22 protein-coding genes are annotated in these 24,877 nt (G+C 45.5%); 3 read left to right on the plus strand and 19 right to left on the minus strand.

Annotated elements, in window-relative coordinates:
- Positions 1 to 189: 189 nt before the first annotated feature.
- The 10 genes from A8709_RS05560 to A8709_RS05605 all read right to left on the minus strand — a co-directional run bounded on the left by A8709_RS05560 (position 190) and on the right by A8709_RS05605 (position 10,510).
- Positions 190 to 1,929, minus strand: coding sequence for an ABC-F family ATP-binding cassette domain-containing protein (locus A8709_RS05560; RefSeq protein WP_065851174.1), 1,740 nt, complete (start codon positions 1,927 to 1,929; stop codon positions 190 to 192).
- 136 nt (positions 1,930 to 2,065) lie between these two features.
- Positions 2,066 to 2,845, minus strand: coding sequence for an APH(3') family aminoglycoside O-phosphotransferase (locus A8709_RS05565; RefSeq protein ID WP_065851175.1), 780 nt, complete (start codon positions 2,843 to 2,845; stop codon positions 2,066 to 2,068).
- Positions 2,846 to 3,241: 396 nt separating this feature from the next.
- Positions 3,242 to 3,451 carry a hypothetical protein gene (locus A8709_RS34425; RefSeq protein ID WP_065851176.1) on the minus strand — a complete coding sequence of 70 codons (210 nt, stop codon included), beginning with the start codon at positions 3,449 to 3,451 and terminating at the stop codon, positions 3,242 to 3,244.
- Positions 3,452 to 3,522: 71 nt separating this feature from the next.
- A complete protein-coding gene (locus A8709_RS05575; protein ID WP_065851177.1) occupies positions 3,523 to 4,326 on the minus strand; it encodes an HAD-IIA family hydrolase in 804 nt (267 codons plus the stop codon).
- Between the two features lie 18 nt (positions 4,327 to 4,344).
- A complete protein-coding gene (locus tag A8709_RS05580; protein WP_065851178.1) occupies positions 4,345 to 5,316 on the minus strand; it encodes a metallophosphoesterase family protein in 972 nt (323 codons plus the stop codon).
- Between the two features lie 23 nt (positions 5,317 to 5,339).
- Complete coding sequence (locus A8709_RS05585) at positions 5,340 to 6,632, minus strand: ABC transporter substrate-binding protein (RefSeq protein WP_065851179.1); 1,293 nt, start codon at positions 6,630 to 6,632, stop codon at positions 5,340 to 5,342.
- A gap of 60 nt (positions 6,633 to 6,692) precedes the next feature.
- Positions 6,693 to 7,520: a carbohydrate ABC transporter permease gene (locus A8709_RS05590; protein ID WP_065851180.1), complete on the minus strand. Its 828-nt coding sequence runs from the start codon at positions 7,518 to 7,520 to the stop codon at positions 6,693 to 6,695.
- Positions 7,521 to 7,539: 19 nt separating this feature from the next.
- Entirely contained in the window at positions 7,540 to 8,430 is an 891-nt protein-coding gene (locus A8709_RS05595) for a carbohydrate ABC transporter permease (protein WP_065851181.1), read from the minus strand.
- Between the two features lie 217 nt (positions 8,431 to 8,647).
- Positions 8,648 to 9,235 carry a glycerol-3-phosphate responsive antiterminator gene (locus A8709_RS05600; RefSeq protein ID WP_065851182.1) on the minus strand — a complete coding sequence of 196 codons (588 nt, stop codon included), beginning with the start codon at positions 9,233 to 9,235 and terminating at the stop codon, positions 8,648 to 8,650.
- Positions 9,236 to 9,748: 513 nt separating this feature from the next.
- Positions 9,749 to 10,510: an SDR family NAD(P)-dependent oxidoreductase gene (locus A8709_RS05605; protein ID WP_065851183.1), complete on the minus strand. Its 762-nt coding sequence runs from the start codon at positions 10,508 to 10,510 to the stop codon at positions 9,749 to 9,751.
- Positions 10,511 to 10,748: 238 nt separating this feature from the next.
- Between A8709_RS05605 and A8709_RS05610 the strand changes: the two genes are divergently transcribed.
- Positions 10,749 to 11,339: a TetR/AcrR family transcriptional regulator gene (locus tag A8709_RS05610; RefSeq protein ID WP_065851184.1), complete on the plus strand. Its 591-nt coding sequence runs from the start codon at positions 10,749 to 10,751 to the stop codon at positions 11,337 to 11,339.
- Positions 11,340 to 11,563: 224 nt separating this feature from the next.
- Here A8709_RS05610 and rlmH read toward each other — a convergent pair whose 3' ends face one another.
- Positions 11,564 to 12,043 carry a 23S rRNA (pseudouridine(1915)-N(3))-methyltransferase RlmH gene (rlmH, locus tag A8709_RS05615; protein ID WP_065851185.1) on the minus strand — a complete coding sequence of 160 codons (480 nt, stop codon included), beginning with the start codon at positions 12,041 to 12,043 and terminating at the stop codon, positions 11,564 to 11,566.
- Between the two features lie 269 nt (positions 12,044 to 12,312).
- A complete protein-coding gene (locus A8709_RS05620; RefSeq protein ID WP_065851186.1) occupies positions 12,313 to 13,626 on the minus strand; it encodes a purine/pyrimidine permease in 1,314 nt (437 codons plus the stop codon).
- A gap of 114 nt (positions 13,627 to 13,740) precedes the next feature.
- Between A8709_RS05620 and A8709_RS05625 the strand changes: the two genes are divergently transcribed.
- Complete coding sequence (locus A8709_RS05625; protein WP_065851187.1) at positions 13,741 to 14,616, plus strand: LysR family transcriptional regulator; 876 nt, start codon at positions 13,741 to 13,743, stop codon at positions 14,614 to 14,616.
- 140 nt (positions 14,617 to 14,756) lie between these two features.
- On the opposite strand, the gene helD is transcribed toward A8709_RS05625, so the two are convergent.
- The 3 genes from helD to A8709_RS05640 form a co-directional block, all read right to left on the minus strand.
- On the minus strand, positions 14,757 to 17,180 hold the full coding sequence (gene helD / locus A8709_RS05630) for an RNA polymerase recycling motor HelD (protein WP_065851273.1): 2,424 nt from the start codon (positions 17,178 to 17,180) through the stop codon (positions 14,757 to 14,759).
- A 944-nt stretch (positions 17,181 to 18,124) separates the two neighbouring features.
- Positions 18,125 to 18,292 carry a CxxH/CxxC protein gene (locus tag A8709_RS05635; RefSeq protein ID WP_065851188.1) on the minus strand — a complete coding sequence of 56 codons (168 nt, stop codon included), beginning with the start codon at positions 18,290 to 18,292 and terminating at the stop codon, positions 18,125 to 18,127.
- Positions 18,293 to 18,352: 60 nt separating this feature from the next.
- Positions 18,353 to 19,582, minus strand: coding sequence for a S1C family serine protease (locus A8709_RS05640; protein ID WP_065851189.1), 1,230 nt, complete (start codon positions 19,580 to 19,582; stop codon positions 18,353 to 18,355).
- Positions 19,583 to 19,856: 274 nt separating this feature from the next.
- Here A8709_RS05640 and A8709_RS05645 point away from each other — a divergent pair, with 274 nt between their 5' ends.
- Positions 19,857 to 20,066, plus strand: coding sequence for a hypothetical protein (locus tag A8709_RS05645; protein WP_065851190.1), 210 nt, complete (start codon positions 19,857 to 19,859; stop codon positions 20,064 to 20,066).
- Here A8709_RS05645 and A8709_RS05650 read toward each other — a convergent pair.
- The 4 genes from A8709_RS05650 to walK all read right to left on the minus strand — a co-directional run bounded on the left by A8709_RS05650 (position 20,035) and on the right by walK (position 24,875).
- Positions 20,035 to 20,835, minus strand: a complete 801-nt coding sequence (locus A8709_RS05650; RefSeq protein WP_065851191.1) for an MBL fold metallo-hydrolase — start codon at positions 20,833 to 20,835, stop codon at positions 20,035 to 20,037. The genes A8709_RS05645 and A8709_RS05650 overlap by 32 nt on opposite strands.
- A gap of 63 nt (positions 20,836 to 20,898) precedes the next feature.
- The gene (gene yycI, locus A8709_RS05655; RefSeq protein WP_065851192.1) at positions 20,899 to 21,723 is read right to left on the minus strand and encodes a two-component system regulatory protein YycI; all 825 of its coding nucleotides are present in this window, start codon (positions 21,721 to 21,723) and stop codon (positions 20,899 to 20,901) included.
- Positions 21,724 to 21,753: 30 nt separating this feature from the next.
- On the minus strand, positions 21,754 to 23,043 hold the full coding sequence (locus tag A8709_RS05660; protein ID WP_065851193.1) for a YycH family regulatory protein: 1,290 nt from the start codon (positions 23,041 to 23,043) through the stop codon (positions 21,754 to 21,756).
- Positions 23,040 to 24,875 (minus strand): cell wall metabolism sensor histidine kinase WalK, encoded by a 1,836-nt coding sequence (gene walK / locus A8709_RS05665; protein ID WP_065851194.1) that lies wholly within the window; start codon positions 24,873 to 24,875, stop codon positions 23,040 to 23,042. Before walK ends, A8709_RS05660 begins: the two co-directional genes overlap by 4 nt.
- Positions 24,876 to 24,877: the final 2 nt, after the last annotated feature.

The following is a 24,877-nucleotide window of genomic DNA, read 5'->3' on the forward strand; positions in this document are numbered from 1 at the left end:
AATTAACCTTCATAATGTAATAAGTAATGAAAATAGTAGAAGATATGAAGCGGCTGCTAACTATATCCTTGTAATATGTATAGTTGCCTTTATACGGTTCACCGCGAAGTCTGTAACAGCAAGTAAACATATAAAAAAGCCTCCCTTAGACCCAAAGTCTTCAAGGGAGGCCGCAACAATTGTTGTCATTTAAAGCAACTTAATTTGCTCTTCTAGCTCTTCAACCAATACTTTTGCAAGTTCGAAATTCGTATCTTTTAAAGCCAATTCTATTTTCATTTCCAGCGCTTTTTTATTTTGTTCCTTTTCTAGATAGTCTCTGTCAAAATGACTAGCATAAATCATCTGTCTAAATTTGCGCATACTCATTTTTCTAATCGTCTTATCGTCAATGATTAACACATAATCCATACCATTAACGACCGAATAGAAATCATGAGAAATCATGAGAATCGCGCCATTATAGTCTACAATGGCTTTCTCCAAAGCTATTTGTGTATAGATGTCTAAATGGCTTGTCGGTTCATCAAGAAGCAATACGTTTGCTTTACTGGCAGCAACTTTAGCCAATTGAAGCATATTTTTTTCTCCACCAGATAAAGAAGCTATCTTTTGATTAACGATTTCTCCTTCAAAGCCATAGTTTGAAAGGTACGATCTAACCTCATCATACGTTTGAAACCCAGCATCGATGAATTCTTCTAGTATGGTATTCGAATCCGTTAGCACTTCGCCTTGATTCTGAGATAAATAAGCTACTTTCACATCCGCATTGATTTCAATGGAAGCCTGATTATTTATAAATATATCTCGGAGTAACGTCGTTTTCCCGGTACCGTTCGGACCAATAATGGCTACTTTATCCGTAGATTTGATCTCAAAGTTCACGTTGTCTAAAAGCAGCTCATCAAAGGCAACACGATAATTATTGACATTTACAACAACGGTGTCTTCCATTTCATGATCGATACCGAAATTGATCGTCGGCTGCTTAATATCAACAAATGGCGCTTTAATTCTACGCGCTTCCAATCTCTCTTGAAACCTAACTCTAGCTTTTAACGCTCTACCTCTAGAGGCTTCTGAATTATACGTTGCGATAGCTCTAAGATTATCAATAATGTTATCGTATCTCTCAATTTCTTCTTGTTCAGCGACTGCGATTTCTTGCAACTCCATTTTAGTCTGAAGTAACGAGAAGTTATAATCTATATATCGCCCATCAAACTCTTGGATCTCCGTGTTTTCAAGGTGTATAATTTTGTTGAAGCAATGATTCAAGAGATATCGGTTGTGCGTAACAACTAGCAGCATGCCTTTGTGAGAATTAATCAGATGTTTAAGCGCATTTAGGTTTTCAAAGTCTAAAAATACATCGGGTTCGTCCATAATGATTAAGTCTGGATGACTAAGCATTTCCTTCATCACTTGAATAAGTTTGAATTCCCCACCACTCAGATCGGATACCTTAACATCTTTTAGCTTCATGAGGTTGGCTAGATTTAGTTTCTTATTCATGTTACTTTCAAAATCAGCCCCACCCATGGAATCAAACGCGTCTAAAGTGAATTGATACTTTTCTAGTAACGAATCCAGATCTGTTGATGTTTCCATTTCCGTACAAATAGCTGTTATTTCATTTTGTAACGTAATAAATTCTTCCCCTATATATTCAAAAACCGTTGTTTCCTTCGTCTTGTCTAGTTGTGAGAATTGACTCACATGCCCGATTTTGCAAGTCGGGTCTATTTCTAACTTGCCCTCGAATAAATATCTTTCTGGATCCATGAGTATATCGATCAGTGTACTTTTCCCACTGCCACTTGTTCCTATAAAAGCGCAATGTTGTCCCTCTTCAAGCGTAAACGAAATGTTGGTATATAGTTCTTTTTGCGGAAATGAGAAGGATAAGTTTTCAACTTTTATCATCGTATTACCTTTCTTTATAACTAAATTTGTGGCTATTATTTAGAAGAATTGCAAAGCGTAGATTCCGAGTTTACCGTTGTTAGAGTAACACTGTTTACAATTAACTTCAATTGATTTGTATTCCCTGTTTTAATGATTAAAAGAACTCGTCCATGAGCTGATAGTAAAGTGCTTTTGTTTCATCTAATTCTGTTAAACCATAATGTTCAAGAAAGGCATGTATAGGCTCATCACCAAAGTTATATTTTATACTTCTGATTGCCAAGGCTATATCCTGATACCTGTCTGCAACCCCAGCCCTGCCCCAATCAATAAAACCATGAACCTTCCCATTATTTATTATGATATTAGGTAAGCAGAAATCGCCATGGGTAAAGACTAAGTCCTCCTTAACGGGCTTTTTGCTAAGTAGCTCATGAAATAAGTCTTTAGCCTTCAAACCTTGTCTATGTGGATCAAAATTTTCTTCATCAACCAGATTATCTTCTACTCGCTTCTTGGCTTCCTTTATCTTACTGTCTAATCTTTGATTAAAAGGGCAACCTGCAACATGTATGTCATGAACCGCTCTCAGACCATAAGCCAATTGCTTCATTAACTGTGGTAAGATGATTTCGAATGACTTTTCAGAAGCATTACTACCCTCGATTTCAGTTATGAGTAAGTATTCATTAGAATCGTCTTGACCGTAATAGACCACTTCTGGGACAGGCAGTTTGCCTTGTAACCATTCCAATCGTTCTTTCTCATTCAATAGGCTTTCAACAGCGGCGAGGGATTGGATTTTCAAGTATAGATTACATGAACTGCCTATCAATAAGTACGTTTTTGATTCTGAATGACCAATAGTATTTCTTCTCCACGTATATCCGTTAATCATTTTAGATAAGTTCTCTGGAAGTGCAAATTCCTCCATGTATTGTTCCCCTCACCTTCAATAAAGAGTCTTTATCATTCCACAAATCATAAAAATACTGTATATAATAAATCCAATCAAAATGGAACCGAATATTGTGTGTAAGGTTGTTCCCTGATTCTTTGCAATGGGTACAAAGTTTATAAAAAACAAAATAGATGCAATAACAGTTGCAATCACCCAAAACATTCCAGCATCCCCTCAATAAAATCATTCTATTCTTACTAACTTATGCTTATCGATACCCCTTATTATAACATTCACTTACAAATTAAGGATATTGGCGGTATTCTTACACAAATAAAACAAGGGCACTCATTAGAGTGCCCCCGGGATAACCACTATTTTCAGTTTGTTGACCGATCGCTTCGACGTAGGAATTGCGTGACGATTTTTTTATGATGTAATATCATCAAAATTCTGCACTACCGAGATATTCACCGCTGCACCATCCAAATCACCGAGCTCATTCCAGCTAAAAAAGTTGTTTGGCACATTACAGACAACTACTTTAACTTCGTAAAGGACGAGAGCGAGTGGAAGGATACCGACATTATCTTTGAAATTTCCAGTAAAGACGGCAAAACAGAAGTTCGATTCACGCACGTAGGCCTCGTTCCCGCGTATGAGTGCTACGCTGTCTGTACGGACTCCTGGGGCATCTACAATGATTCCAATTAATTAGCGAGAACGTTTTCGTAAAGCTCTGACAACGTTTCAAATTTCCAAGTCGGCGAAACTTTTGAGACTTTGTGGCCCAATGGATGCGACCCGTAAATCCATACGGAGCGCATGCCAGCAGAAACCGCACCGGCAATGTCAGTGACTGGATTATCACCGACCATTATGCACTCAGATGCCTTCGCACCATAGGTGTCCATCGCCATTTCGTATAAACATAAATTCGGCTTGCCTATGCTTTCGATAGTAGAACCCATAATCACTTCAATCGCAGCGAGAAGCGAACCTGTCTCAGGAACAACCTTGCCGTCTTCACCGGGATGGTAATAATCCGCATTCGTACTGATGATCCGGGCGCCGAGCCTAGACTCATTCACGATCTGCTGCAGCCGATTGTAATCGAAATCGATGTCCCTTCCGATAATCACCATGTCAGCCACCTGAGTATCGTTCCATTTCAGCAGCTGATGTCCTTGATTGACGATCGCCTGGCTCAAGCTCTGGCTCCCTGCCACTTTGACTGACAAGGAACCGTGACGCTGATTCAACCACACGGCAACTGCCTCTGTCGCGCTCACAATATTCTCGCCATCTAATTGCAAGCCCATTGCCGATAACTTAGCTCGGATTTCCTCTGCATTCTCCCGGGAGTTGTTCGTTATAAAGCCGATTCGACAGCCGCGGCGCCTTAGAAGGTCTAGCAATTCATTTGCCCTTTCGGTCAATTTATGCCCATGGTAGATGCAACCATCCAAATCGAAGAACCACGTGTTAACTTTGTCGTCAAATATTTCGTCCATTATACAGATAACCCCGTTTTAAAGTTGTTCCGATTTCGACTTCATGTAGCCATCCAGCGATTCGGTCCCGCCTTCTCCTTCGAGCAGAATCACCTCGATGTTAGGAACGCCGTTGCGCATTTTGACAGATAATATATGGTGGATGTCGCCTTTGCCTTTAAAACAGTGCAATCCGCCTGTCTTACCCATCTGAATATATTGGGATCCGTTTTTCTCGGTAACCTCCAAGTAATGAACATGTCCAGCTACGACCGTGAACTGACGGCCGTTAAGCAGATTCTCCAATCTTGTGAATAGCGGGTCATCCTTCTTCCATGCAGGTTGATGCAAACAAACGAACGTCCACTCCACATCTGTGTTATCCGCAATTACTTTTTCAAAAAAGTCGATTTGCACAGAGCTTAGGTGTGGTTGAATCAACCAGTCCTCTGTCATTGTCATATTGTTGGATGCTTGCTCTCCAAACACAGCTTTCGTAGCCTCAGCAAATGTCAGTTCCGGATTTTTTATTAAATGACGGTTAATCATCTGGATGAACCCTACCATTTTCTCATCATGAACGTAATCTTCTGCTTCTGTGTTTAAGACGAGGAAGAGTGACTTACCATATCGAAACGCGTAATAATCTACTCCCTTACGCTCACGCCATACTCTCTTCATCGTACTTGTAGAATAGTCATGATTGCCCACAGTTTGGAAGAGTGGAATACCTACGCCTTCAAGAAGTGCGTCCATACGATCCCATTCTTCATGTGCTTCCACTTCATCCGTCCAATACCCTTCAACAATATCACCGATGGAGATAATGAATTCCGGGTTTAACTTTTGCGCTGCCTCGAGCCCTTTTTCGAACATGCCTTGAACTGCTCCGCCTGTCCGATCACTAATAATGGCAAAGTCGTAATCTCCGCCTTTTGCTTCCTGAAGCTGACCGAACCAAGGTCTTAGACTAATATGTGAGTGAGCGTCGTCAATATATTTTTTTGTCATGTAAATTCCTCCAATTATAATTATTAATGGATCAAAGCGTTAGCTTGCTTGGCTGCCTCTTTCATTGCTTCTTCTGGCGCTTTTTGACCTTGCAGAGCAGCCTGAATTTGGTCGGTAATGATCTTCTGAATTTTGGTGCCGCCTGTTCCCGGGAAGTTGAACCAAGGGACCATTTGATCAACTTGAGAATAAGTAGTCTTATAATTTGGGTTTTTATCCAGATATGCCTTCATACTTGGATCCTCTAGAGCACTTTTTGTGGTAACCATGTAACCCATCGCTTGCGCGATTTGAATAGAACGCTGTTTATCAGTAATATACTTGATGAAGTCCCAAGACGCGTCTTGCTTAGCCTTATCTGTAGTAAAGATCATCAAATTCGAACCACCTGCTGGTACGGTTCGCTTTCCCCCGAATGTAGGGTATAGGGCAGTACGCAAATCATACTTTGCGGTCCCTCCAACACTACTAAGCGCAGCGGTCGAAGTAATTAGCATTGCAGCATCGCCTTTAATCATGGTGTTGATAGACTCGCCATAGTTTGGCACAACCGGTAAGGACTTATCTTTGAGCGCCATATCTACAATTGTTTGTACAGCCCTTATACTTTCCGGAGAGTCAAGTCCTACCGACTTGCCATCCTTGGCCATCATGCTGCCCCCATATGTCTCCATCATCGCCTGGTACAACCAAGCCCAATCAATCGACATTGTCAGACCGAATTTTCCGTTGCGTGTCAATTCCTTAGCTACTTTAGGAAGCTCTTCCCATGTTTTTGGCATATTGTCTGGATTCAACCCAGCTTCGCGGAGCTTATCCGCGTTGAAGTACAGAATTGGGGTACTGATGCCAAAAGGTAGACCGATTTGCTTACCTTTTTCATCCTTGCCCAACGCTAACATATTCGGAAAGAAATCATTTGTGTTATACCCATCTCTTTGAATAAATGGCTCAAGCGGGACTGCGTGCACCGTTTCGCTAGCAAAACGTGTGTATAGCAAGCCGTTTAAGGATACGTCAGGAAGCTTTTTCGCTGCTGCCTGCACTTGCAGTTTCTCCACAATGCCTTCGTAGTTGTTTTGAACGAATACAGGTGTGACTTTAACTTTTGACTGCGATTTATTGTACTCATCCACCATTTTAGTCATCAGATCCCCGCTCAGCGCATGCCAGAATTCGATTTCTACTGGAGCAGATGGCGATGCTGTCGGAAGAGATGATTTTTCTTGATCCTTATTTGTAGATGTACTACATCCCGCTAATGCGAGAGACAAAGCTACTACGGCACTAACTGACTTAAGCTTTTTGCTAAACATGTTCTTCACTCCATTCTTTTTTTAAATTTGATTTTGCTATAGAAATCAAAGCGGTAGGTTTTACCCTTTCAATCCGCTTTGAGCAAAGCCTTCAATGATATAGCGTTGTGCCGCTATATAGAGAATCACCACTGGCAGCATGGATAAGGTGGCAATGGCCATCGTGCTGCTCCAGTCCAAACTCGTTTCGCTTCGAAAGTACTGGAATGCAAGCGGTAATGGCATCTTGTCCGGATCGGTTAAGATGAGTAATGGCCAATTAAACTCGTTAAAATTGTTTAGAAATAAGATAATGCCTAGCGTCACCAGTACCGTTGTGGACAAGCGGGCATATACGTTCCACATGACTCGTAATGGACCGCATCCATCAATGGTGGACGCCTCCGCCAATTCCTTCGGCACAGTCATGAACGACTGCCGAAGCAGAAAGATAGCAAAACCACTAGCCAGATGTGGGACAATAACCCCACTGAACGTATTTAAAGCATTCATCTGATTAACGATAAGAAAGGTTGGAACTAATGTGACTTGCATCGGTATCATCATGGTCATGAGAACGAACATAAACAGTAAGTCCCTGCCAGGAAACCGATAATACGAGAAAGCGAATGCTGCACAGACTCCTATAAATAATTGACCTAGCGTCTGAAGGATTCCAATTCGAAGGCTGTTACCCAGCCACCGGAAAAACGGCACATCGAATAGTGCACTCTTATAGCCGTGCCAATCGATGGGACCCATCTGAAAAATTTGATCAGACAGCGCATTGTCATTGGAACGAAATGAGATGGATATCATCCATAGGATCGGGATAAGCACGATGAAAGCAATGATCAACAACAACACATGCTTAAGTGTCTCTTCTGTCCATTTCCGATATTGAATCATGAGAACCTACCCTTTCTTATCAACCGTAGTGCACGGTCTTCTTCGAGATTTTAAGCTGCACTACAGTAATCGTCAGTACGATCAGGAAAAGCAGTAGAGAGATGGCAGCAGCACGTCCGATGTTAAAGAATCCGAAAGCCTCCTGATAAATCTGGTAGACCAGTACGTTTGTCGAGTTGTTCGGCCCGCCTCCTGTCATAATTTTAACGAGCGCGAAATTCTGGAACGAGGAAATCATGCCCATGACGAGAAGGAACAATGTGATCGGCGATAGCAAAGGCAAAGTGATGTGTATCAGTTTGTGAGTACGGCTTGCTCCGTCAATAGAAGCGGCCTCATACAAACTTTTGTCGATCGATTTCAGGCCAGAAATATAGAGCAGCATCTCAGAGCCCAAACTTTTCCAAATACCAACGATGGCAATTGCCCACAATGCAGTTGATGAATCTGCCAACCAATTCGGTCCCTTGATACCAAATACTCCAAATAGTTGATTAATAATGCCATGATGTTGGTCGTACATTAGCATCCAAACGATGGAGACGACGGCAATCGACGAGACGACGGGAAGATAGAAAATAAACCGGTAAAATGACTTGCCGCGTTGCAAGCTCTCAATAAACAACGCCAATAAGAAGCCAAGTGTCATTGATATAGGGATCGTCATGAGCATGTACAAGAATGTATTGACGAGCGCCTTCCACAACACTTCATCCTTGAACAAGGAGTAGTAATTATCCCAACCGACGAAATCTTTGTCTGGGTTGATCATGTCCCATTGATGAAAACTTAAAAATACTGTGTAAGCAAGTGGATATAGGAAGAAGACAGCGTATAACATCAAGGCGGGAGCCAAGAATATCATTGGTATTAACATCCATTTAAATCGGCGATTACGTGAAACGGTCATTGCAGCACCTCCAGAAAATAAATAAAAAAAGCTCTGAACAACAATAAATAGGCGAATATTCCATCCGCATAATTATTGTTCAGAGCTTTCTCTTGGTCATCACTCTAAGCAAAATTAATTTACTTATATTAAGTTCTTCGAATCTCTCATCTAATAATGTAATGATATCAACGAATTGTTCTCGCAATATTAATTGAATGTATCCGTTTTGTTAAAATTAGAGAGACAGCTGATCGAAGCGAAGGTTCCAAAGTAACTCCGAGCTGACGGACAATGATGTGGCTCCAGCAGATAACGCAGCAGTTGCTTCTTCTTCAGTCTGAATTAAGCCGCTCGCAATAATTGGCGTATTTTCCAGCTCATAGGAGAACATATGTAGAATTTTTTCAACGACTCCGGGCATCAATTCAATGCCATCAGGTTCAATCTGCCGGCAAAGTTTTAATCCATTTTCTAAAGCCCCAGAGTCCAGAATGAACAAATGCAAAATACCGAATAGTCCCAATCTCTTAGCTTCCTTAATTAAATGCCCCTTGGGCGTTACTATGCCGTCGGCTCCTACGTACTCCGCAATCCATTCGACGCTCTCTCGATCTGTGTTGGATAAGCCCCGAATGAGATCAATGTGAACAAAAGCACCTTTCCCGGCTTCTTGGGTGAGTTCAACGCTACGGACAATTTCCTTGACGGTCCCACCCATAAAAAAAATATTTGCCACGGAGCTGTTTAGTGCTGTCTCCAAATCTTCTATTTTACGAACTGCGGCAATGATTGGATGACTCCCAATCTTGTGAAGAAGTTGCATAACGTCCCAACTTTCGATGTTTAGAATAGGCAAATTTGATTTAATTATAACGTGGGAGTGTTAACGGAATTGATCCTTAATATTATTGCTGCGTTAATAAATTTGAAATTATTGATACTTATCTTAGCAAATTTAAGGCACCCTTTTTGGGGTGCCTCTACTTCGCCTTACTTGTGATACGGTTCAGCTTAAAGGGTCTATCGGCGAAAAAATGGCCACAAATAATTCCCATTTCATTCTTGCTCATCCTCAATACTCAACTCATCAATCTCTAGACGAAGAGGCTGGTTGTTCGCCCCGAAAATCACCTTTGCCCGCTCTGATAAACTTTAGAATGTCATTTTGATTTTGTAACTCCCTCTGTATTTCATTCATAGACTCCTCATTATCTAGATCCAAAGCTTTAACCAGTAGTTGAAGACTCTTAATTGCCTTTCATTTTGCTCATTCCCCTATTCATCGCCAGCGTCAAACAGGGCTGCCCCTATCGGGACAGCCCTGTTCGCCGTTCTCTTATCGAAGCATCAACGTTCCGCCGTCGATGGAGAAGACTTGTCCGGTCATGAAATGGGAATCCTCACTGCAGAGGAAAGCCATAACAGGAACGAAATCTTTCTTGGTGTCACCCAGTTTGCCGCCGAGCGGAACCGCTGACTTCATCATCTCGTCATGCTTAGCCAATTGCTCAGCCGACATGCTGGCTCTCGTCTTATCATACATCGGCGTCCAGATCGCGGGTGCGATCGCATTGACTTGAATATTGTACTTGCCCCACTCTCCCGCCAGAGATCTCATCCAGGCGACGACGGCGCCTTTGCTCGCAGCATAAAGAGCTTTGCCCACGTAGCCTTGAACGCCCGCAGCGCTTGCGAAGTTCAGAATCGAACCGCCGCCTTTCTCTTTGAAATAAGGGAATACAGCCTTATTGGTGAGGAACGTGCCTGTCGAATTAATCGACATGACCTTGTTCCAATCCTCAAGCTTGATGTCCTCGGCAGGACCGCCCGGCGCGATTCCCGCAGCGTGAACGAGTACGTCCAGACCGCCAAGCGTCTCTACCGCCTTCTTGACCGCGTCTTGCACGGACTGCTCGTCCGCTACGTTGCAGGCAATGAATGTGGCTCCCGCTTCCTTGGCGGTCGGTTCTCCCACTTCCGCATTCAAGTCGAAGCTAACGACCTGCGCTCCGAGAGCCGGCAACGACTCGACCAAGCTTTTTCCCATTCCGCTGGCTCCGCCTGTTACAATGATTTTTCTTCCGGTTAAGTTTGTCATTTGGTTTACTCCTTTTTCTATTATTCTCCCCTAAAGATAATAACCGACAGATTCATAAGGAAGACGATTCTAATTGCAAAGTGTCGTTTAACTTTCTTTCAAGAACCATTATATTTATAATATCAGGATATAAACAACCACCAACATTAGCGAAGTTGTCGGTTTACCGATACATAATCCGGAATCGTACGTTAAGTTTCAGAATTAAATGTGCAAACGGTATAAGGAGCAAACAAATATGACAGACAAACGCGTAATTCGTTCAAAAAAAGTATTCAACGACACGCTCGTGACACTGCTTAAGAAGAAGGATTTTTCGAAAATTACCGTCTCAGAAATTATCAGAACCTCGGATCTGAATCGTTCGACCTTCTATCAGCATTACAACTCCAAGGAAGACTTACTGAAAGAGGCCATGGAGAATGAGGTCGAGGGGATCAAACAAGCATTATATGAACCGTTCCAGAATAGCAATTCCGTTGTGCTGGAGGCGGACCGACTCTCGCTGATCAGGGTCTTCGAATACATTTATCAGAATAAGAAATTTTTCTCTACTGTGCTATCCTCAAGCCTTGCCATCGACTTTCTCAAGAAGATTCACGAGGAATTGATCTACCATGGTCATCATAATCTGACCTACTCGTTCAATCCTGCAAGCACGGTGAACGTCGATCTATACATCCAATATGGGATGTCCGCTCTTATCGGCCTGATTGCCAATTGGATCGGGAACGACTTCCCGTATACGCCCGAGGAACTGTCGAAGGAGTTGTCGAAGATTATTGTCACCGCTCCTGAGGCAGTATCGTTTCTTAGCAAAGAAAAATAAAAACCACATGGAGTTGTTACACTCGCATGTGGCAGAAAAAGTTAGAAGTTAGAAATATCAACTTTTTTAGTTTCATGACCATGACCTATGCAGTTTCAGGTAAATCCAGGTAAATCTCAGGTTTAGGCGTAGCCCAAAGAAGCATCAAATAATGTTCCGGCCAAAATAATTAAATGAGCCTTGCGAATTGCTGCACTTGTGTGATTTATACCAAAAAATTTGCGTCATTTGTGATACGGTTCCCCCCGATTTATCCGCATCGCGCGATAAATCTGCTCCACCAGCACCAGCCGCATCAACTGGTGCGGCAGCGTCATGCGGCCAAAAGACAGCCGCATATCCGCACGGCGCAACAGCTCGCTGGACAGCCCGAGCGAGCCGCCAATAACAAAGGCCACCTGGCTCCGCCCGTAGGTGGCCAACTTATCGAGCGAGCTCGCCAGCTGCTCGCTCGTCCACATCTCGCCGTCGATGGCTAGCGCCACGACGTACACATCCGCGCCGAGCTTGGCTAACAGCCGCTCGCCCTCTTTAACCTTCACCTGCTGCTCCTCAGCAGGGCTCATATTCTCAGGTGCCTTCTCATCCGGCACCTCAATCATTTGCATCTTGGCATACGGGCCAAGACGCTTCACGTACTCCGCGATCCCGTCCACGAGATAGCGCTCCTTTAATTTCCCAACAGTCAATATCTGTATATGCATAACGTACCCCTTCACTTATCCCATTCATTTTTTCATTCTTTTCTCTCTTATAACCAATCATTCCTCCCATCATACCATTCGATGTATATACGCACCAATAGCACCCGTTCACGCCAAAAAAGCCAGAGTTATACCAACTCCAGGCTCCCTTTACTCCTATTAAATTAAACCTGCGCCATCAACTGATTAAAATCCGCTATACTCGGATTGGCCATATATTGCAAGAACAAAGAGCCAGTTTCCTCCATTGAGGAACTTGGCTCTTTCTTTTAGTTCGAAACGATTAATTTGGCGTCCGTCTGCCAGAACCGCTCAAGGGCCATGACCACTACAGTGGCAACTAACAGCCCGTTTCCAAACGCATACTGCATCACTACAGGAAGCTCAGGCAAAGGTGAAGCCGCGATGAGGGTGAACCCGGCACCGACGAGAATGCCGATTCCCAGAATCGTCAACTGGCGCTGTGTTTGAACGACGCGTGACAAGGAGGAGAACGAGTTACTGGTCATTTGCACGAAGGTCGCCAACGAAACCGCACTGGCTACGGACGTAGGCAGCTGGGCAAGAAAATGGACGATCGAAGGGACAAGAGCAACTGCCGAGAGCGCCAAGCAGGCGATGATGAACGGCATCCTTCTCGTTTGCCCCGTCATTTTGATAAAACTCGCCGTAACCGGAAGAGAAACGACACCGACAGCGGAAAATAAAGCCGAAAGTCCGTGAGAAACGCCTGCGATTAGGCTAGCCCGGTTATAAACATCTTTACCAGGGAGTTCCTTCCTCGGTAAGGCCTGCTGGGCCGCTGTAATAGCGGCAACAAGATTTGAAACAAGGATCAGCGTAAATAGCGCGGCTGTCAAAGCCATGCCGGGATCCAACCGGGGCAATCCCCATGCCCATATATCGGGAAGTTTGATCCATGCACCGGAAGCCGAGCCAGCACTGGATATCCCACCGACGGCCAATGCCTGAAGCACCCAACCGCCGGTAATCCCTAGCAGTACGGCATAGTTACGCGTCCATCCTTTCCCTTTTACATTCAGGAACACCACGCCGCCGAATACCGCTAACGAGATTAGCATCGTTCCATAATCTACGGCCCCTTGCCCAGCTTTCAAGCCGAACATGCCTTTCAGAAATACACCACTCAACTGCAAAGACAAGATGAACAAGAATAAATTCGTCACCAGTGGTGTAAATAGATTAAGGAGTTTATAAAAGAGGCCCGTTATCCCCAGTAAAAACAACAGCACACCAGCCATAAGCAGCCCGCCTTCTAGAATCTGCAGCGCTTCTTTGGCCGTGTGACCTTGGTTCGCGGAGATCCCAGCGATCATGACAAACACGCTTACCCATGAACCCGCTGGACCATCCACGATCGGAAATCGATGCCCGAGTGCTGCTTGCAGCATGGAACTGAGCCCGACTACGAAAAATGTACGCTGCATCAACGAGGCAATTTCGTCCTGAGACAAATGAAACAGACCACCAATGACGATAGGAAGTGCCACGGAACTAGCGGTCATAAAAATAAACCATTGTAGAACATGTAAATATGGATTGGAATGATACTTTCGAAGCATAAAGGCTCCCCCTTTTCTATCGGCTTCTATGGTATCATATCGATAAGTATACGAAAAATATCTATATCCTTTAGTTTTCATACTTTTATCCTTTGGAAAAGAGGTCACCCTACGATGGATATTCGCCAACTTCGTTATTTCATCGCAATCGCGGAAGAGAAGCAAATTACCGCTGCCGCCCAAAGATTGCACATGACGCAGCCCCCGCTAGGCCAACAATTGAAGCTCATGGAGCAGGAGCTCGGCGTCCAGCTTATTCTTCGAACGGGTAAAGTCATCGAACTGACCGAAGCCGGACAGGCCTTATATAAACATGCCCTACATTTGACGAAGCTTATAGAGGAAGCGGAGAATGATGTAAAAGAGATCGGCATGGGTACGCGCGGCAAGTTACGAATAGGCGTTAACACGCTGTCCTCGGCACAACTGCCGCAATTGCTGCGTATTTTTAAAACTCGCTACCCTGAGGTTACGTATAAAATACAACAGAATGAATCCGCTCAGCTGCTTCGGCTTATTCGGGAACATACCATCGAGCTTGCTATTATCCGGCTCCCGATGGAACTAAGTGATTTTGAAGTCGTCCAGCTGCAATCGGAGCCTTTCTATTTCGTGGCCGCTCCATCCTTCGCGTCGGAATCACTGTCATTCGCTTACGCTGATATTCAGCGTTATCCGCTCATTTTGCCAAGTACAGAGGGGCTTGGGCTGTATCACAGTATCATCGACCAATTTACCGAACGTGGTCTGCTTCCTAACGTCATCGGGGAATGTTCCGATATGGTCACGCTATTGGAATGGGTATCCTCTGGAGATGCGACAACGATCGTACCGGAGTCTATTGTTAAATTGCATCGCGAGTATGCGTTTCAAGCTTACGAAATCGCAGACAGTCAGCTCAAATTAGCAACGGGATTGATTTGGCTGAAGGATCGCCATGTATCCAAAGCAGCCCAGCATTTTATCGAGCTTATCCAAGAAACCAAATAACATTTGCGTATTCATTTCGAACTATCACCTGACCTACTACGACGCAGAAAAAGGCATCCAGACCCCGTCTGAATGCCTTTCTACTTCTAAGCCCTGTTACCGTGTGGTATCCTTATCCTTTTATCTTCTAAAGGCGTGCGTTATTCATGTAAGGGCTCCATCTCATATAACGTCTGGCTCAACGCCCGAATATAAGGTGTCCACTCCTTATCCGTGTAAAGCAAAAGCCGATGCATTGCGCGCGTACAAGCCGTATAAAAGAGCTTGCGCTCGCTTTCTCGATGATACAATGCTGCAGAAGCATCGTAGATCATGACGGTGTCAAACTCAACGCCCTTAGCAAGATAAGAAGGAATCACCATGATTCCCCTTTCGAAAATAGGCGTTTCCTTGGTAATAAGCCGCAATCCCTCGCATCCGTGGGCTGTTAAACGGTCGTATGCCTCTGTGCTCTCGGCTTCTGTCTTCGTGATCACAGCGATGGATCCCAAGCCTTCAGCTTGCAGCGCTGCTAGGTCTGCAGCTATCCGCTTCGTCCTCATCTCCTCGCTGCCGGCCTCAATGAGAAGAGGCTTGCTCCCACTTCTCTCAAAAGGCACAATCTCCTTGCCATTTGGCAGCAGCGGCCTCGTAAATTCGACAATCTCACGCGTTGAGCGATAGCTGCGGTACAGAACAATTTGGCTCGTTTCGTCTTCGCCGTATAGCCCGATCAAAGGAGAAGTCGCCCCATGTAAACTCGTTGCATGCGTGAAAATCGCCTGACCGAAGTCGCCGAGCACGGTCATACGAGCACGAGGGAACAGTTTCTTAAGGAACTCATATTGGAACATCGAGTAATCCTGACCCTCATCTATGAAGATATGGCGTACCTCCGTGTTCGTCCGAGCGCCTTCTATAAGTTCTTTTAAATACAAATACGGGGCAGCATCCTCATAAAAAAGTTCCTGCTTACTCAGCTTCTCCTTGGTCTGTTCACAGATTTCCGGCCATAAGGCGGGCACTACAAACCTATTTGTCATTGCTTGATACATGCCATCCTCTTGGAACAGCTGCTTATACAGCCCCTGCACATCAATAAACAACATTTTCTTTACACTCCGCCTCAGCGGTTTAAAAGACTCCTTCACAATCACACGGCGCAGTAATTCTTCCTCTCGCTCCGCATAATCGAAGTCACCCTCATCTCCACGGCGCTGTTTATGAATAATCTCATAGGCTCTCGCATATTTCTCCGCGAAATCAAAGAGCCCCCGCTCCTTGTGCAGTACTTGGAACGCATCGGCATACTGCTCATTCTCCAAATAGTTTATTTCCTCCTGAACCCAAGGGGCATAACGTTCCTTGCGCTCTATCAAGCTCAATTCTTGCAGCAGCCACTCTTGCAACAGCGCAATGCGGTTGGTCAATCGAATGGAAGCATCATAGCTGTAAAATTGGGCTTTTATTTGATCACCTGAAATCAAATCACGATCTTGAAAACGAATGCTATGAAACAGCATACCCTCTTGTGCAAGCCATGACGCGTATGTTTTCAGAACTTTAAGGAAATCTTCCGAAGATTTATATTGAATGCCACTCAACCGGGACTCATAAGCTGGAGCTGATTCCGCTGTCAGTACATACTCGAGCTGATCAAAGGGATCCTCCAGACGGAACGTCGATCCTAACCAATATTCTAGATATTCTTGGAAGGTTGCCTGCTGCATGTTCTCCTCGCCTAATTCGGGAAGGACGGTAGACACATAACTATTGAACATCGGATTTGGTGAAAAAAGAACAATCTGATCAGCCGTGAGATGCTCACGGTGTTTGTATAACAAGTAGGCTACTCGCTGCAGAGCCGCAGAGGTCTTTCCACTGCCTGCCGCACCCTGCACAATAAGCATCTTGCTCGTATCGTTACGGATAATCGCATTTTGCTCCTTTTGAATCGTAGCGACAATGCTCTTCATCTGTGTGTTTGCACCCTGGCCTAGTACCTGTTGCAGTAATTCATCGCCAATCGTTATGCTGGAGTCGAACAAATTTTGAACCTTCCCGTCACGAATTTGGTACTGTCGCTTCAGGAGCATCTTCCCCGTAATTTGCCCACCAGGTGTTGTGAACGCGACCGAGCCAGGGGAATAATCGTAATACAAACTTGCAATAGGCGTTCGCCAGTCGTAAATTAAGAAATTCATCCCATCTGTATCTGCAAAAGAAGAAACACCAATATATATTTGCTCACGCGTGTTCTCTCCATCTTCTTGAAAGTCGATCCGCCCAAAATACGGCGATACAAGCAGCCGATTCAAATTCTTCCATTGCTGCTTCCGCAATGTATGGATACGTTCCCGTTCGGATAACAATGCCGCTTGCTGCTTGATCGTGAAGAACGTCTCCTCGAAGTCTTCATCCGTGCTTGTATTGATCGTAACTTCTTCCCAGAAGCGTTTACGGATGTCGGAAGCCTGACCATACAATTGATCCACCTCAGGCTCTAACTCGATAATTCTCGAACGCAGTTTCTCTGTAACTAGATCGAGCCACTTCTGCTCTTGTTCCCAATCGTTGAAGTCCATCATCTTCTTGAATACACTCCTTCTACGTCAAATATGGAGAAGAAAAAGAACATTTGACAAACAGCGAATCTACATGGTAAGATAAAGATGTAGATAATATGCAATAACTATGCCATTACATAAAAATAAAATAGCAATAGTGCTCCAATCATACCATACTAGTTCTCTATGCGCAATTTATTTCATATCGAAGGACCCGGCAGACATGTCGGGTTTTTTTTTATTAAGTCGCCCAATTCACGATTCATTTAAGCATCGTATACGAACATTAGCCAAGATTAGCGAAGCACCCGATCGGCTTGTAAAATAAACGGCTACGCCGTCATCCCAGGACGAGTGCGTTTATCCAAAAATATAGCCGACCTATCATACTTCCCTTAGTGTCGATTTATTCGACATATTCACTTTCGCAGGCTCCGATTTTCCTCCATGTCGATTTCTTCGTCTTATTTGTTTGCGCAGGCCTTGGTTCTCTCCTGTATGTCGATTTATTCGACTTATTCTCTTGTGCAGGCCTCGATTTTCCCAAATATGTCGATTTCTTCGACTTATTCGTTTGCGCAGACCTTGGTTCTCTCCTGTATGTCGATTCCTTCGACATATTCACTTGTGTACGCCTCGATTTTCCGATATATATCGATTTCTTCGACTTATTCGCTTGCTGCGAGGCCTGCTTCCACTCGAGTTAATCGGATTATCCGTTCATCTCACCACTCCGAGGCCCGATTCTACTCAAGTTAACCAGATTTTCCGACCATCTCACCGCTCCCAGGCCGCATTCTACTCAAGTTAGCCGAATTTTCCGTTCATCTCACCGCTACAGTGCCCGATTCCACTCTACATACTCGGGTTTTCCGACTATCCTCCGATTCCCGATTCTACTTCTGCTAGTCAGTTACGACCGACTCCCCCAAAAAAGAAAAAAGAGGCCGCAAAGGCCTCCCTCATACAATGAGAAAACGTGATAATGACTGGCAATGCTCGCAATGCTCAGGCGGTGACCAGTGGGCGAAGTGGGTCTTCTGCAAATCCACAACGTCTGGTGCTTCCTCGTACTCATCAACAAATTCATCTATGGCTATTTCCACATGATCTTTACAAACGACATGCATGTTGCTACCTCTCATCCGTGTGCGGTTCTGTAGATTTCTTTTTATCAATTGAGCTTACCTTTACTTATCCGTCGCCTCGACCAAAGTCAGCACCGTCGTCAGCTTCTTCCCGCCGCGATAGTACACCACATTGATCTTGTCGCCGATCTTCTTCTCGTTATAGAGGTACTTCCGCAAGGCGATCGTACTATCGATCTTGCGATCATCCAGCTGCACGATTACATCCTGTGCTTTCAGTCCCGCTTCCTTCGCAGGGCCCGACACGTCGAAGACGATAACACCAGTTTTCACATCTGGAGGTAACTTTAATACATCCGTCCCTTTAAAAGCTTGCAGCTCCTGCGTCGACACCCCAATCAACGGCCGTTTCACCTTATGGTCCTTGATTAGACTATCAATAATGGGTTTCACACTATTAATTGGAATCGCGAAGCCTAAGCCCTCTACGCCTGTATCTGCAATCTTCATCGAGTTAATACCGATGACCTTACCTTCGATGTTCACCAGTGGGCCACCGCTGTTACCTTGGTTAATCGCGGCATCCGTCTGGATAACGTCCATCTCCCAGTCATAGTCCGTGCCTTCACGTGACAGCGCGACCGGTATCGTCCGCTTCGGCGAAGATACGATCCCTTGAGTTACCGTTGGCGAGAAGCCAAGCCCTAGCGGATTGCCCACGGCAATCGCCATTTCACCCGCGCGCAGCGAGTCGGAGTCACCGAATTCCGCAAGCACTTTCACATCCTTGCCATCGGCCTCTAGTACGGCCAAATCCGTAATTTTGTCCCGACCCACAAGCGTAGCCTTACGATGCTCACCTTCGAAATTCACGATTTCGAACTGATTCCCGTTCTCTACGACGTGACTATTCGTTACGATACGAACCTTATCCCCGTTTTTCGCAAACATAACGCCGGATCCAATACCAATGCCCGTTTCTTGGCCAGCATCGTCCTTCTTCGAGGAGATCACGCTGACCACGGCTGGTTTTATTTTGTCCGTTGCCGCAACGACAGCATCATTACTGTTCATCGGATGAACTTCAGCCTTGGCCACCACAGGAATCGCTAGTGCGGTCTTAGACGAAGTGCTGCCTCCGAACGAATGAACGATCCCTACAACGACTAGCATTCCTACTGCCCCAACGACACCTGCTATGAGGGCGACATATCGTCTTCGGCCCGTAATGCTTGTGAAACTCCTGAAATTCCCTGTCTCTTTGGGACGCCAGACCGGCTCGCGCTTTCTGGACCTTTTGGTCGAATAAAAATCATCATCAAACAAACTCATTTCAGGTCCCTCCTCGCTGACGGGGCCAGCGCCATACTCGCCTTGGTTTATTGTCATCCATGGATCGTTTCAAGCAATCCACGATTGGATTTTTGCAAATAATAGGAATGTTTCGCTCGCTTCTTGCCTACAATAATAGTAAACCAAATCTCTTACCGAATTACTAGAGTGTAAACCAACTTTTCCACATATGAAAGGATAAGTTTTCGATTCCCGAAAATTGCTTTTCTTATTGGCGATATCACTAGAACATTATCTAAAGGAGAATGCTGCCATGAACCGTATTCCTACTCATTTTGAAGAAATTAATATGATCGGTAAGCTCGCTGACCTCAAGGAAAGCCACTATCACCAGTCCCTCGTCCTCTCATCTCTCATTCAAGTGTTGATTGATAAAGGTCTTGTCACTGCGCAGGAAATTCAGCTCAAGTCCCAAGAACTCGACGCTGCACTTACTCCGAATCCAATACATCCCATTTCGTAGAACGGTCAAAATACGTATCCATCAATCTCAGCTGTTTCGCCTCAGGGGCCCGCTCTTCTACAATATTATTCACGGTCAGCCTGGCCAAATCCATTAAGTTATGATCACGGCTAAGGTGAGCCATGTAGACCGATTTCGTCTTATTCGTCATCACGTCACAGAGCGCTTCCCCTGCGGCTTCGTTGGATAAATGTCCTTTGTCCCCAAGAATTCGACGCTTAATGCTCCACGGATAATGCCCCACACGCAGCATGTCGACATCATGGTTCGTTTCCAGGACTAGAGCGTCAGAATCCGCGATCTTTTCCTTGACCTTCTCACTCATGTACCCAAGATCCGTCACAACGCTTAGCTTTTGATCCCCTTCATAAAAGACGTACCCCACCGGCTCCGCCGCATCATGCGAAATCCCGAAGGATTCCACCTTCAGCGTGCCGAATTCCTCCACACCGCCGGTGTCCATCACGCGTTTATTCCCCTCGGCGATGACGCCAATCTGACGATCCAGCTCCACCCATGTCTTCTCATTCGCATAAATGGGCACATCATATTTCCGCGCGAAAGCACCTAATCCTTTGATATGATCGGAATGCTCATGCGTAACTAGGATCCCGTCGATACTGCTCGCCGCGAGCTCGCGCTCCTTCATTAACAGCTCCATCTTCTTCGCACTGAAGCCTACATCAACTAAGAGCTTTACCTCACCGTTATCGATGACCGTTGCATTCCCTGTTGAACCACTTGATAACACTGTAAATCGAATGCCCATCTACCCTACTCCTCTATGCTACCTGTCTGCCAGTTGGTTATTCGTTCATAGCCGTTCATTCTTCTACTTCTTAGGTGTGCTCTTGTCGTCAGGAGCTGGCGAAGCCTTCGGTGCGCCATCCTCTTCATCCTTACCGAAAGGCGGAGGATCTGACCCATTCTGCAGGGACTCCACTGCACCATTGAATGCTTGCACATAATAAATGTCTCGGTTATCGACCGCAATCCGCCACTGTGGGAACATCGGCTGTGTTTGCGAATTATAAGGTTGTCCATGATACCCCAGGCGAACCTCGGTAATGATCGAGCCATCACTTAAATAATTGTCCACTAAGCTGCGGACCGCCAATTGTGCCGAAATCAACTTCTGCTCGGTCTGTTCTACCTCTGATTCTACTTCAACGTAAGCTTGACGGTAACTGGTAATTTCTCCATTTTTCTCATTCAGCTCGACTCTTACATCAAATAACGGAATCTTGCCATATAACTGTGAAAATACATAAATGCCGTTCCGGCTTATCGCCGAATCTAACTGATACATCCCGAAGTTTGGAATCTCCGAAAGTGACTGACCTTCTTTACTTGCCCCTTTACCGAGCAGCGTGCTCATGATAAGGGGTACCCGCAATGTCTTTTCCTCACCCGGTTTGATGCTATCATCATACTTCACGGTAATGACCTTCAGCTTCGGCTGATCAGTTGGCAGCTCATCCGTGAGTCGGATATTTTTATTGCGGAGGGCACGATTCAGATCCTCAACCGTACTGGAGGCGTCCGAAGAAACGTCTGTTTGATTGGAACGATTGGTGGACCATAGCTGGAAGCCGAGAATCATATTCAACAGTAAAAAAGAAGCAATCAAAATCGATTTAGCCCTACTCCAATTCATAATCTCACCAACCTTTCCCGAACATCTGACTTACTCGATAAAATCATACGTACCATCCCGCATCTCTAACGCCCACACGCTGGTTAAGGTCAGCGTCTTATCCGTCACCAGAGGACGATAAGCCGGGAAAATAGAAACGATACTAGCCCGATTCTTGTAATATTGTAATCTTTCTTCTAAAGCTTCGCCTGACATCAATTGGCTGTCACGTCGCTGCCCGGATTTCAGATCGGGAATAACCATGGATCGCTCGAAACCAGAAATAACACCCTTCTGTACTTGCATTTTCATCGTACCGAAGCCTTCCGGCTGTGCAGTCACAATCGGCAGCGAATCATAGTATTGGCGGAACATGAAGGTCTGGTTGTCCAAGAGCTGCTTTTGCGGTGTGCGGGACACCATATATTTCCCATCCCACCCGATGTGCTGATTAATAAATTTGATGCCGGCTAACAAATCGTCCAGAACCTCGGTTTTACTTACAGCCGGTGCTACAGGATCGGAATAGGTAACCCACCGTTGATCCCGGTTGAGTTGGAATCCGCGCTTGCTGTCCGTGTAAATCTCCGAACCATCGCGCTCTTTGAGATAGCGGGTAATCCCCGGATCAACGAACAAGCTTTGCTTGAGCTGATCGGCCGTAAGCTGTGTATAGGTAAACGTGTAGCTCGGAATACTCAACGGCTTCAAAGGCAGGTAATAATCGCCGCTATTCGTTGTTTTGTACAAGTTCGTCGGCTCGCCGTAAGCAACGAAGTTCTCAACGTCCTTACTCGTAAAATCCGCCCCGATGACTTCATAACCCACCCCAGGCGAATCTGTGAAAAAGAATGCCCGAACCTCATCATTCGTGCCCTTCGAATAGATCCAGATCTTAGTGATCTTATCGTTCTCTACAGGGATCTCGCCTTCGATCCGAAACAACTGCTGCAGGATGGTAAAAGGGATGCCATCACGGAAGCGAATCTCCACACCAAGCTGCTTCGTCCGAACTTCCTCCCAATTTACATTGACGAGGTACATCGACGTTTTACGAAAGCCTCTGAAACTGCGCTGCTTGATGTTATCCAGCAATCGGGTGTAGTAATAATTGTTCGGATACAGCACCGAGTGCTGTTGGTTCCCCAAATGGATGATCAGCTGATCGGGAAATAACATATCCGATAGCTCCGCTTGCTTGCCCAGCGTCTCCGTCTGAACATAATTGCTTTGCTGTATTGGTTCAATCTTAGGAGGACTATAGGATGCGAGTATGAAGCTCTGATACAGACTTGTACCAATCAACACGACAAGAAAGATCGATTTCAAGCTCTCAATCATGCCTCATCCTCCTCAGCCTGCATAATCGGTAACGTAAATAGGACACGTGTTCCTTGTCCCAATTCAGATTCTAGTCCGATGGTTCCTCCATGTGCTTTCACTATTTCCCGGGCAATGGACAGTCCGAGACCTGTGCCTCCCATGTTGCGGGAGCGCGCTTTATCCACCCGATAGAAGCGGTCGAAAATACGTGAAAGGTCCTTCTTCGGAATCCCCATTCCGTTATCTTGCACGGAAATTTCCAGCATCTCTCGCTCCATCTTCCGAGCTTCCAAGCGAATCATTCCTTCATCACCGGTATACTTAATCGCATTCGATACCAAATTATCGAGCACTTGATCAATTTTATCGCGGTCGAGCAATAAACTGGTTACGCCCTGATCGACTTGAATCACAATCTGAATTTTCCGTTGCTGCAGCTGAAAAGAAAACCGGTCCGCGACCTCCTCCAGCATCTCGCTGACGAGAGTCGAGGACTTGCTCATCATGGATTGCTTCGAATCCAGCCGCGATAAGTGCAGGAGATCCGTCACCAAGCGGATCATCCGCTCGGTTTCGCTCCGCGTCACGCTGATGAAGCGTGATGCAAGCTGCGGCTCCTCGATCGCTCCGTCGTCGAGCGCCTCGAGGTAGCTCTTGATCGTCGTCAGCGGCGTGCGCAGCTCATGTGAGACGTTCGCGACGAACTCTCGCCGAGCTTGCTCGAGCTTCTCTTGATCGGTGACGTCCTGCAGCACCGCAATGATCCCGTGCTGCCCTTCGCCGCGCTTATGAATCGGCGTGAACGTAATACGCACCGACAGCTGCTCGTCCTCATCGTCAGGCAGCTTGATGTCCAGTAAGGTCGTATTCACTTGACCGGTCACCAAACCGCGAATCGTTTCCAGGGGAATGCCGAGCACCGTGGAAATATCGAGGCCAAGTGTCGTCTCTTCCTCCACTTGCAGAATCTGCTTCGCCCGTCGATTCAGCACGATCACCTGACCTCGGTCATCTGTCGCGATGACACCGTCATTCATATTCGTCAGAATCGAAGCAAGCTTCTCCTTCTCTTCCTCATTGAGCGAGAGCGCTTCTTTCAGCCGATTCATCATGAAATTGAAGGTCTGTCCCAGCTGCCCAATCTCATCGGTTCCCTGAATCACGACCTGCTGGTCGAAGTTCCCTTCGGCTACCGCTGTCGCTTGTCTCGTAATCTCTTTAATCGGATTCGTTATCGTGCTCGTTAAAAGAACGCCAAGAAGTGCCGTCAATCCCAAGGCAATCAAAGTCGCCGAGATCAGGATACGATTAATTGAGCGAATCGTCTTATACACATCTTCCATGGACGCGATAATATACACCGCGCCTAAAACACGTGCCCCAGTTCCGACCGGCTTGGCGATAATGACCTTCCGATAGCCATCCTCGTCCGTAAAAATCCGCTGATTGTCCTTAATCCCTTGCAGGGCTCGGATGACTTCGGGCTGTGTATTTTTTTGCTTCAAATGGCTGGCAACGGACGTACTGATGACGTTCCCGTTGGCATCTATGATTTGAATTTCTGCATTATTAATTGAGAATAAATTGCTCACGAATTCATTTAAATCCGCATACGTCTTCTTACCTTCCGTCGCATTCTTGCTGTCCTGATCCCCTGTCAAATACGACTCCACGAAGCCGGCGAGCAGCGTCACCTGACTATTGCGCGACGCTAAGAAATCGTTCTTGAAGTACGTTTCTACCGTCTTATAGAAATAGACGCCAATCAACTGCATCGCGATGAGGATCAGCAGCACATATATAATAATTAGCTTCGCTTGAATCGATTGAAAGAAGCGGATGCCCTTCATGC

The organism is Paenibacillus pectinilyticus (assembly GCF_001700435.1).
GTDB lineage: Bacteria > Bacillota > Bacilli > Paenibacillales > NBRC-103111 > Paenibacillus_E > Paenibacillus_E pectinilyticus.

Coding starts and splice junctions, on each gene's coding strand:
- A8709_RS05560 (WP_065851174.1), bottom strand. CDS start 1,929: ATGATAAAAGTTGAAAACTTATCCTTCTCATTTCCGCAAAAAGAACTA.
- A8709_RS05565 (WP_065851175.1), bottom strand. CDS start 2,845: ATGGAGGAATTTGCACTTCCAGAGAACTTATCTAAAATGATTAACGGA.
- A8709_RS05575 (WP_065851177.1), bottom strand. CDS start 4,326: ATGGACGAAATATTTGACGACAAAGTTAACACGTGGTTCTTCGATTTG.
- A8709_RS05580 (WP_065851178.1), bottom strand. CDS start 5,316: ATGACAAAAAAATATATTGACGACGCTCACTCACATATTAGTCTAAGA.
- A8709_RS05585 (WP_065851179.1), bottom strand. CDS start 6,632: ATGTTTAGCAAAAAGCTTAAGTCAGTTAGTGCCGTAGTAGCTTTGTCT.
- A8709_RS05590 (WP_065851180.1), bottom strand. CDS start 7,520: ATGATTCAATATCGGAAATGGACAGAAGAGACACTTAAGCATGTGTTG.
- A8709_RS05595 (WP_065851181.1), bottom strand. CDS start 8,430: ATGACCGTTTCACGTAATCGCCGATTTAAATGGATGTTAATACCAATG.
- A8709_RS05600 (WP_065851182.1), bottom strand. CDS start 9,235: ATGCAACTTCTTCACAAGATTGGGAGTCATCCAATCATTGCCGCAGTT.
- A8709_RS05605 (WP_065851183.1), bottom strand. CDS start 10,510: ATGACAAACTTAACCGGAAGAAAAATCATTGTAACAGGCGGAGCCAGC.
- A8709_RS05610 (WP_065851184.1), top strand. CDS start 10,749: ATGACAGACAAACGCGTAATTCGTTCAAAAAAAGTATTCAACGACACG.
- rlmH (WP_065851185.1), bottom strand. CDS start 12,043: ATGCATATACAGATATTGACTGTTGGGAAATTAAAGGAGCGCTATCTC.
- A8709_RS05620 (WP_065851186.1), bottom strand. CDS start 13,626: ATGCTTCGAAAGTATCATTCCAATCCATATTTACATGTTCTACAATGG.
- A8709_RS05625 (WP_065851187.1), top strand. CDS start 13,741: ATGGATATTCGCCAACTTCGTTATTTCATCGCAATCGCGGAAGAGAAG.
- helD (WP_065851273.1), bottom strand. CDS start 17,180: ATGGACTTCAACGATTGGGAACAAGAGCAGAAGTGGCTCGATCTAGTT.
- A8709_RS05635 (WP_065851188.1), bottom strand. CDS start 18,292: ATGCATGTCGTTTGTAAAGATCATGTGGAAATAGCCATAGATGAATTT.
- A8709_RS05640 (WP_065851189.1), bottom strand. CDS start 19,582: ATGAGTTTGTTTGATGATGATTTTTATTCGACCAAAAGGTCCAGAAAG.
- A8709_RS05645 (WP_065851190.1), top strand. CDS start 19,857: ATGAACCGTATTCCTACTCATTTTGAAGAAATTAATATGATCGGTAAG.
- A8709_RS05650 (WP_065851191.1), bottom strand. CDS start 20,835: ATGGGCATTCGATTTACAGTGTTATCAAGTGGTTCAACAGGGAATGCA.
- yycI (WP_065851192.1), bottom strand. CDS start 21,723: ATGAATTGGAGTAGGGCTAAATCGATTTTGATTGCTTCTTTTTTACTG.
- A8709_RS05660 (WP_065851193.1), bottom strand. CDS start 23,043: ATGATTGAGAGCTTGAAATCGATCTTTCTTGTCGTGTTGATTGGTACA.
- walK (WP_065851194.1), bottom strand. CDS start 24,875: ATGAAGGGCATCCGCTTCTTTCAATCGATTCAAGCGAAGCTAATTATT.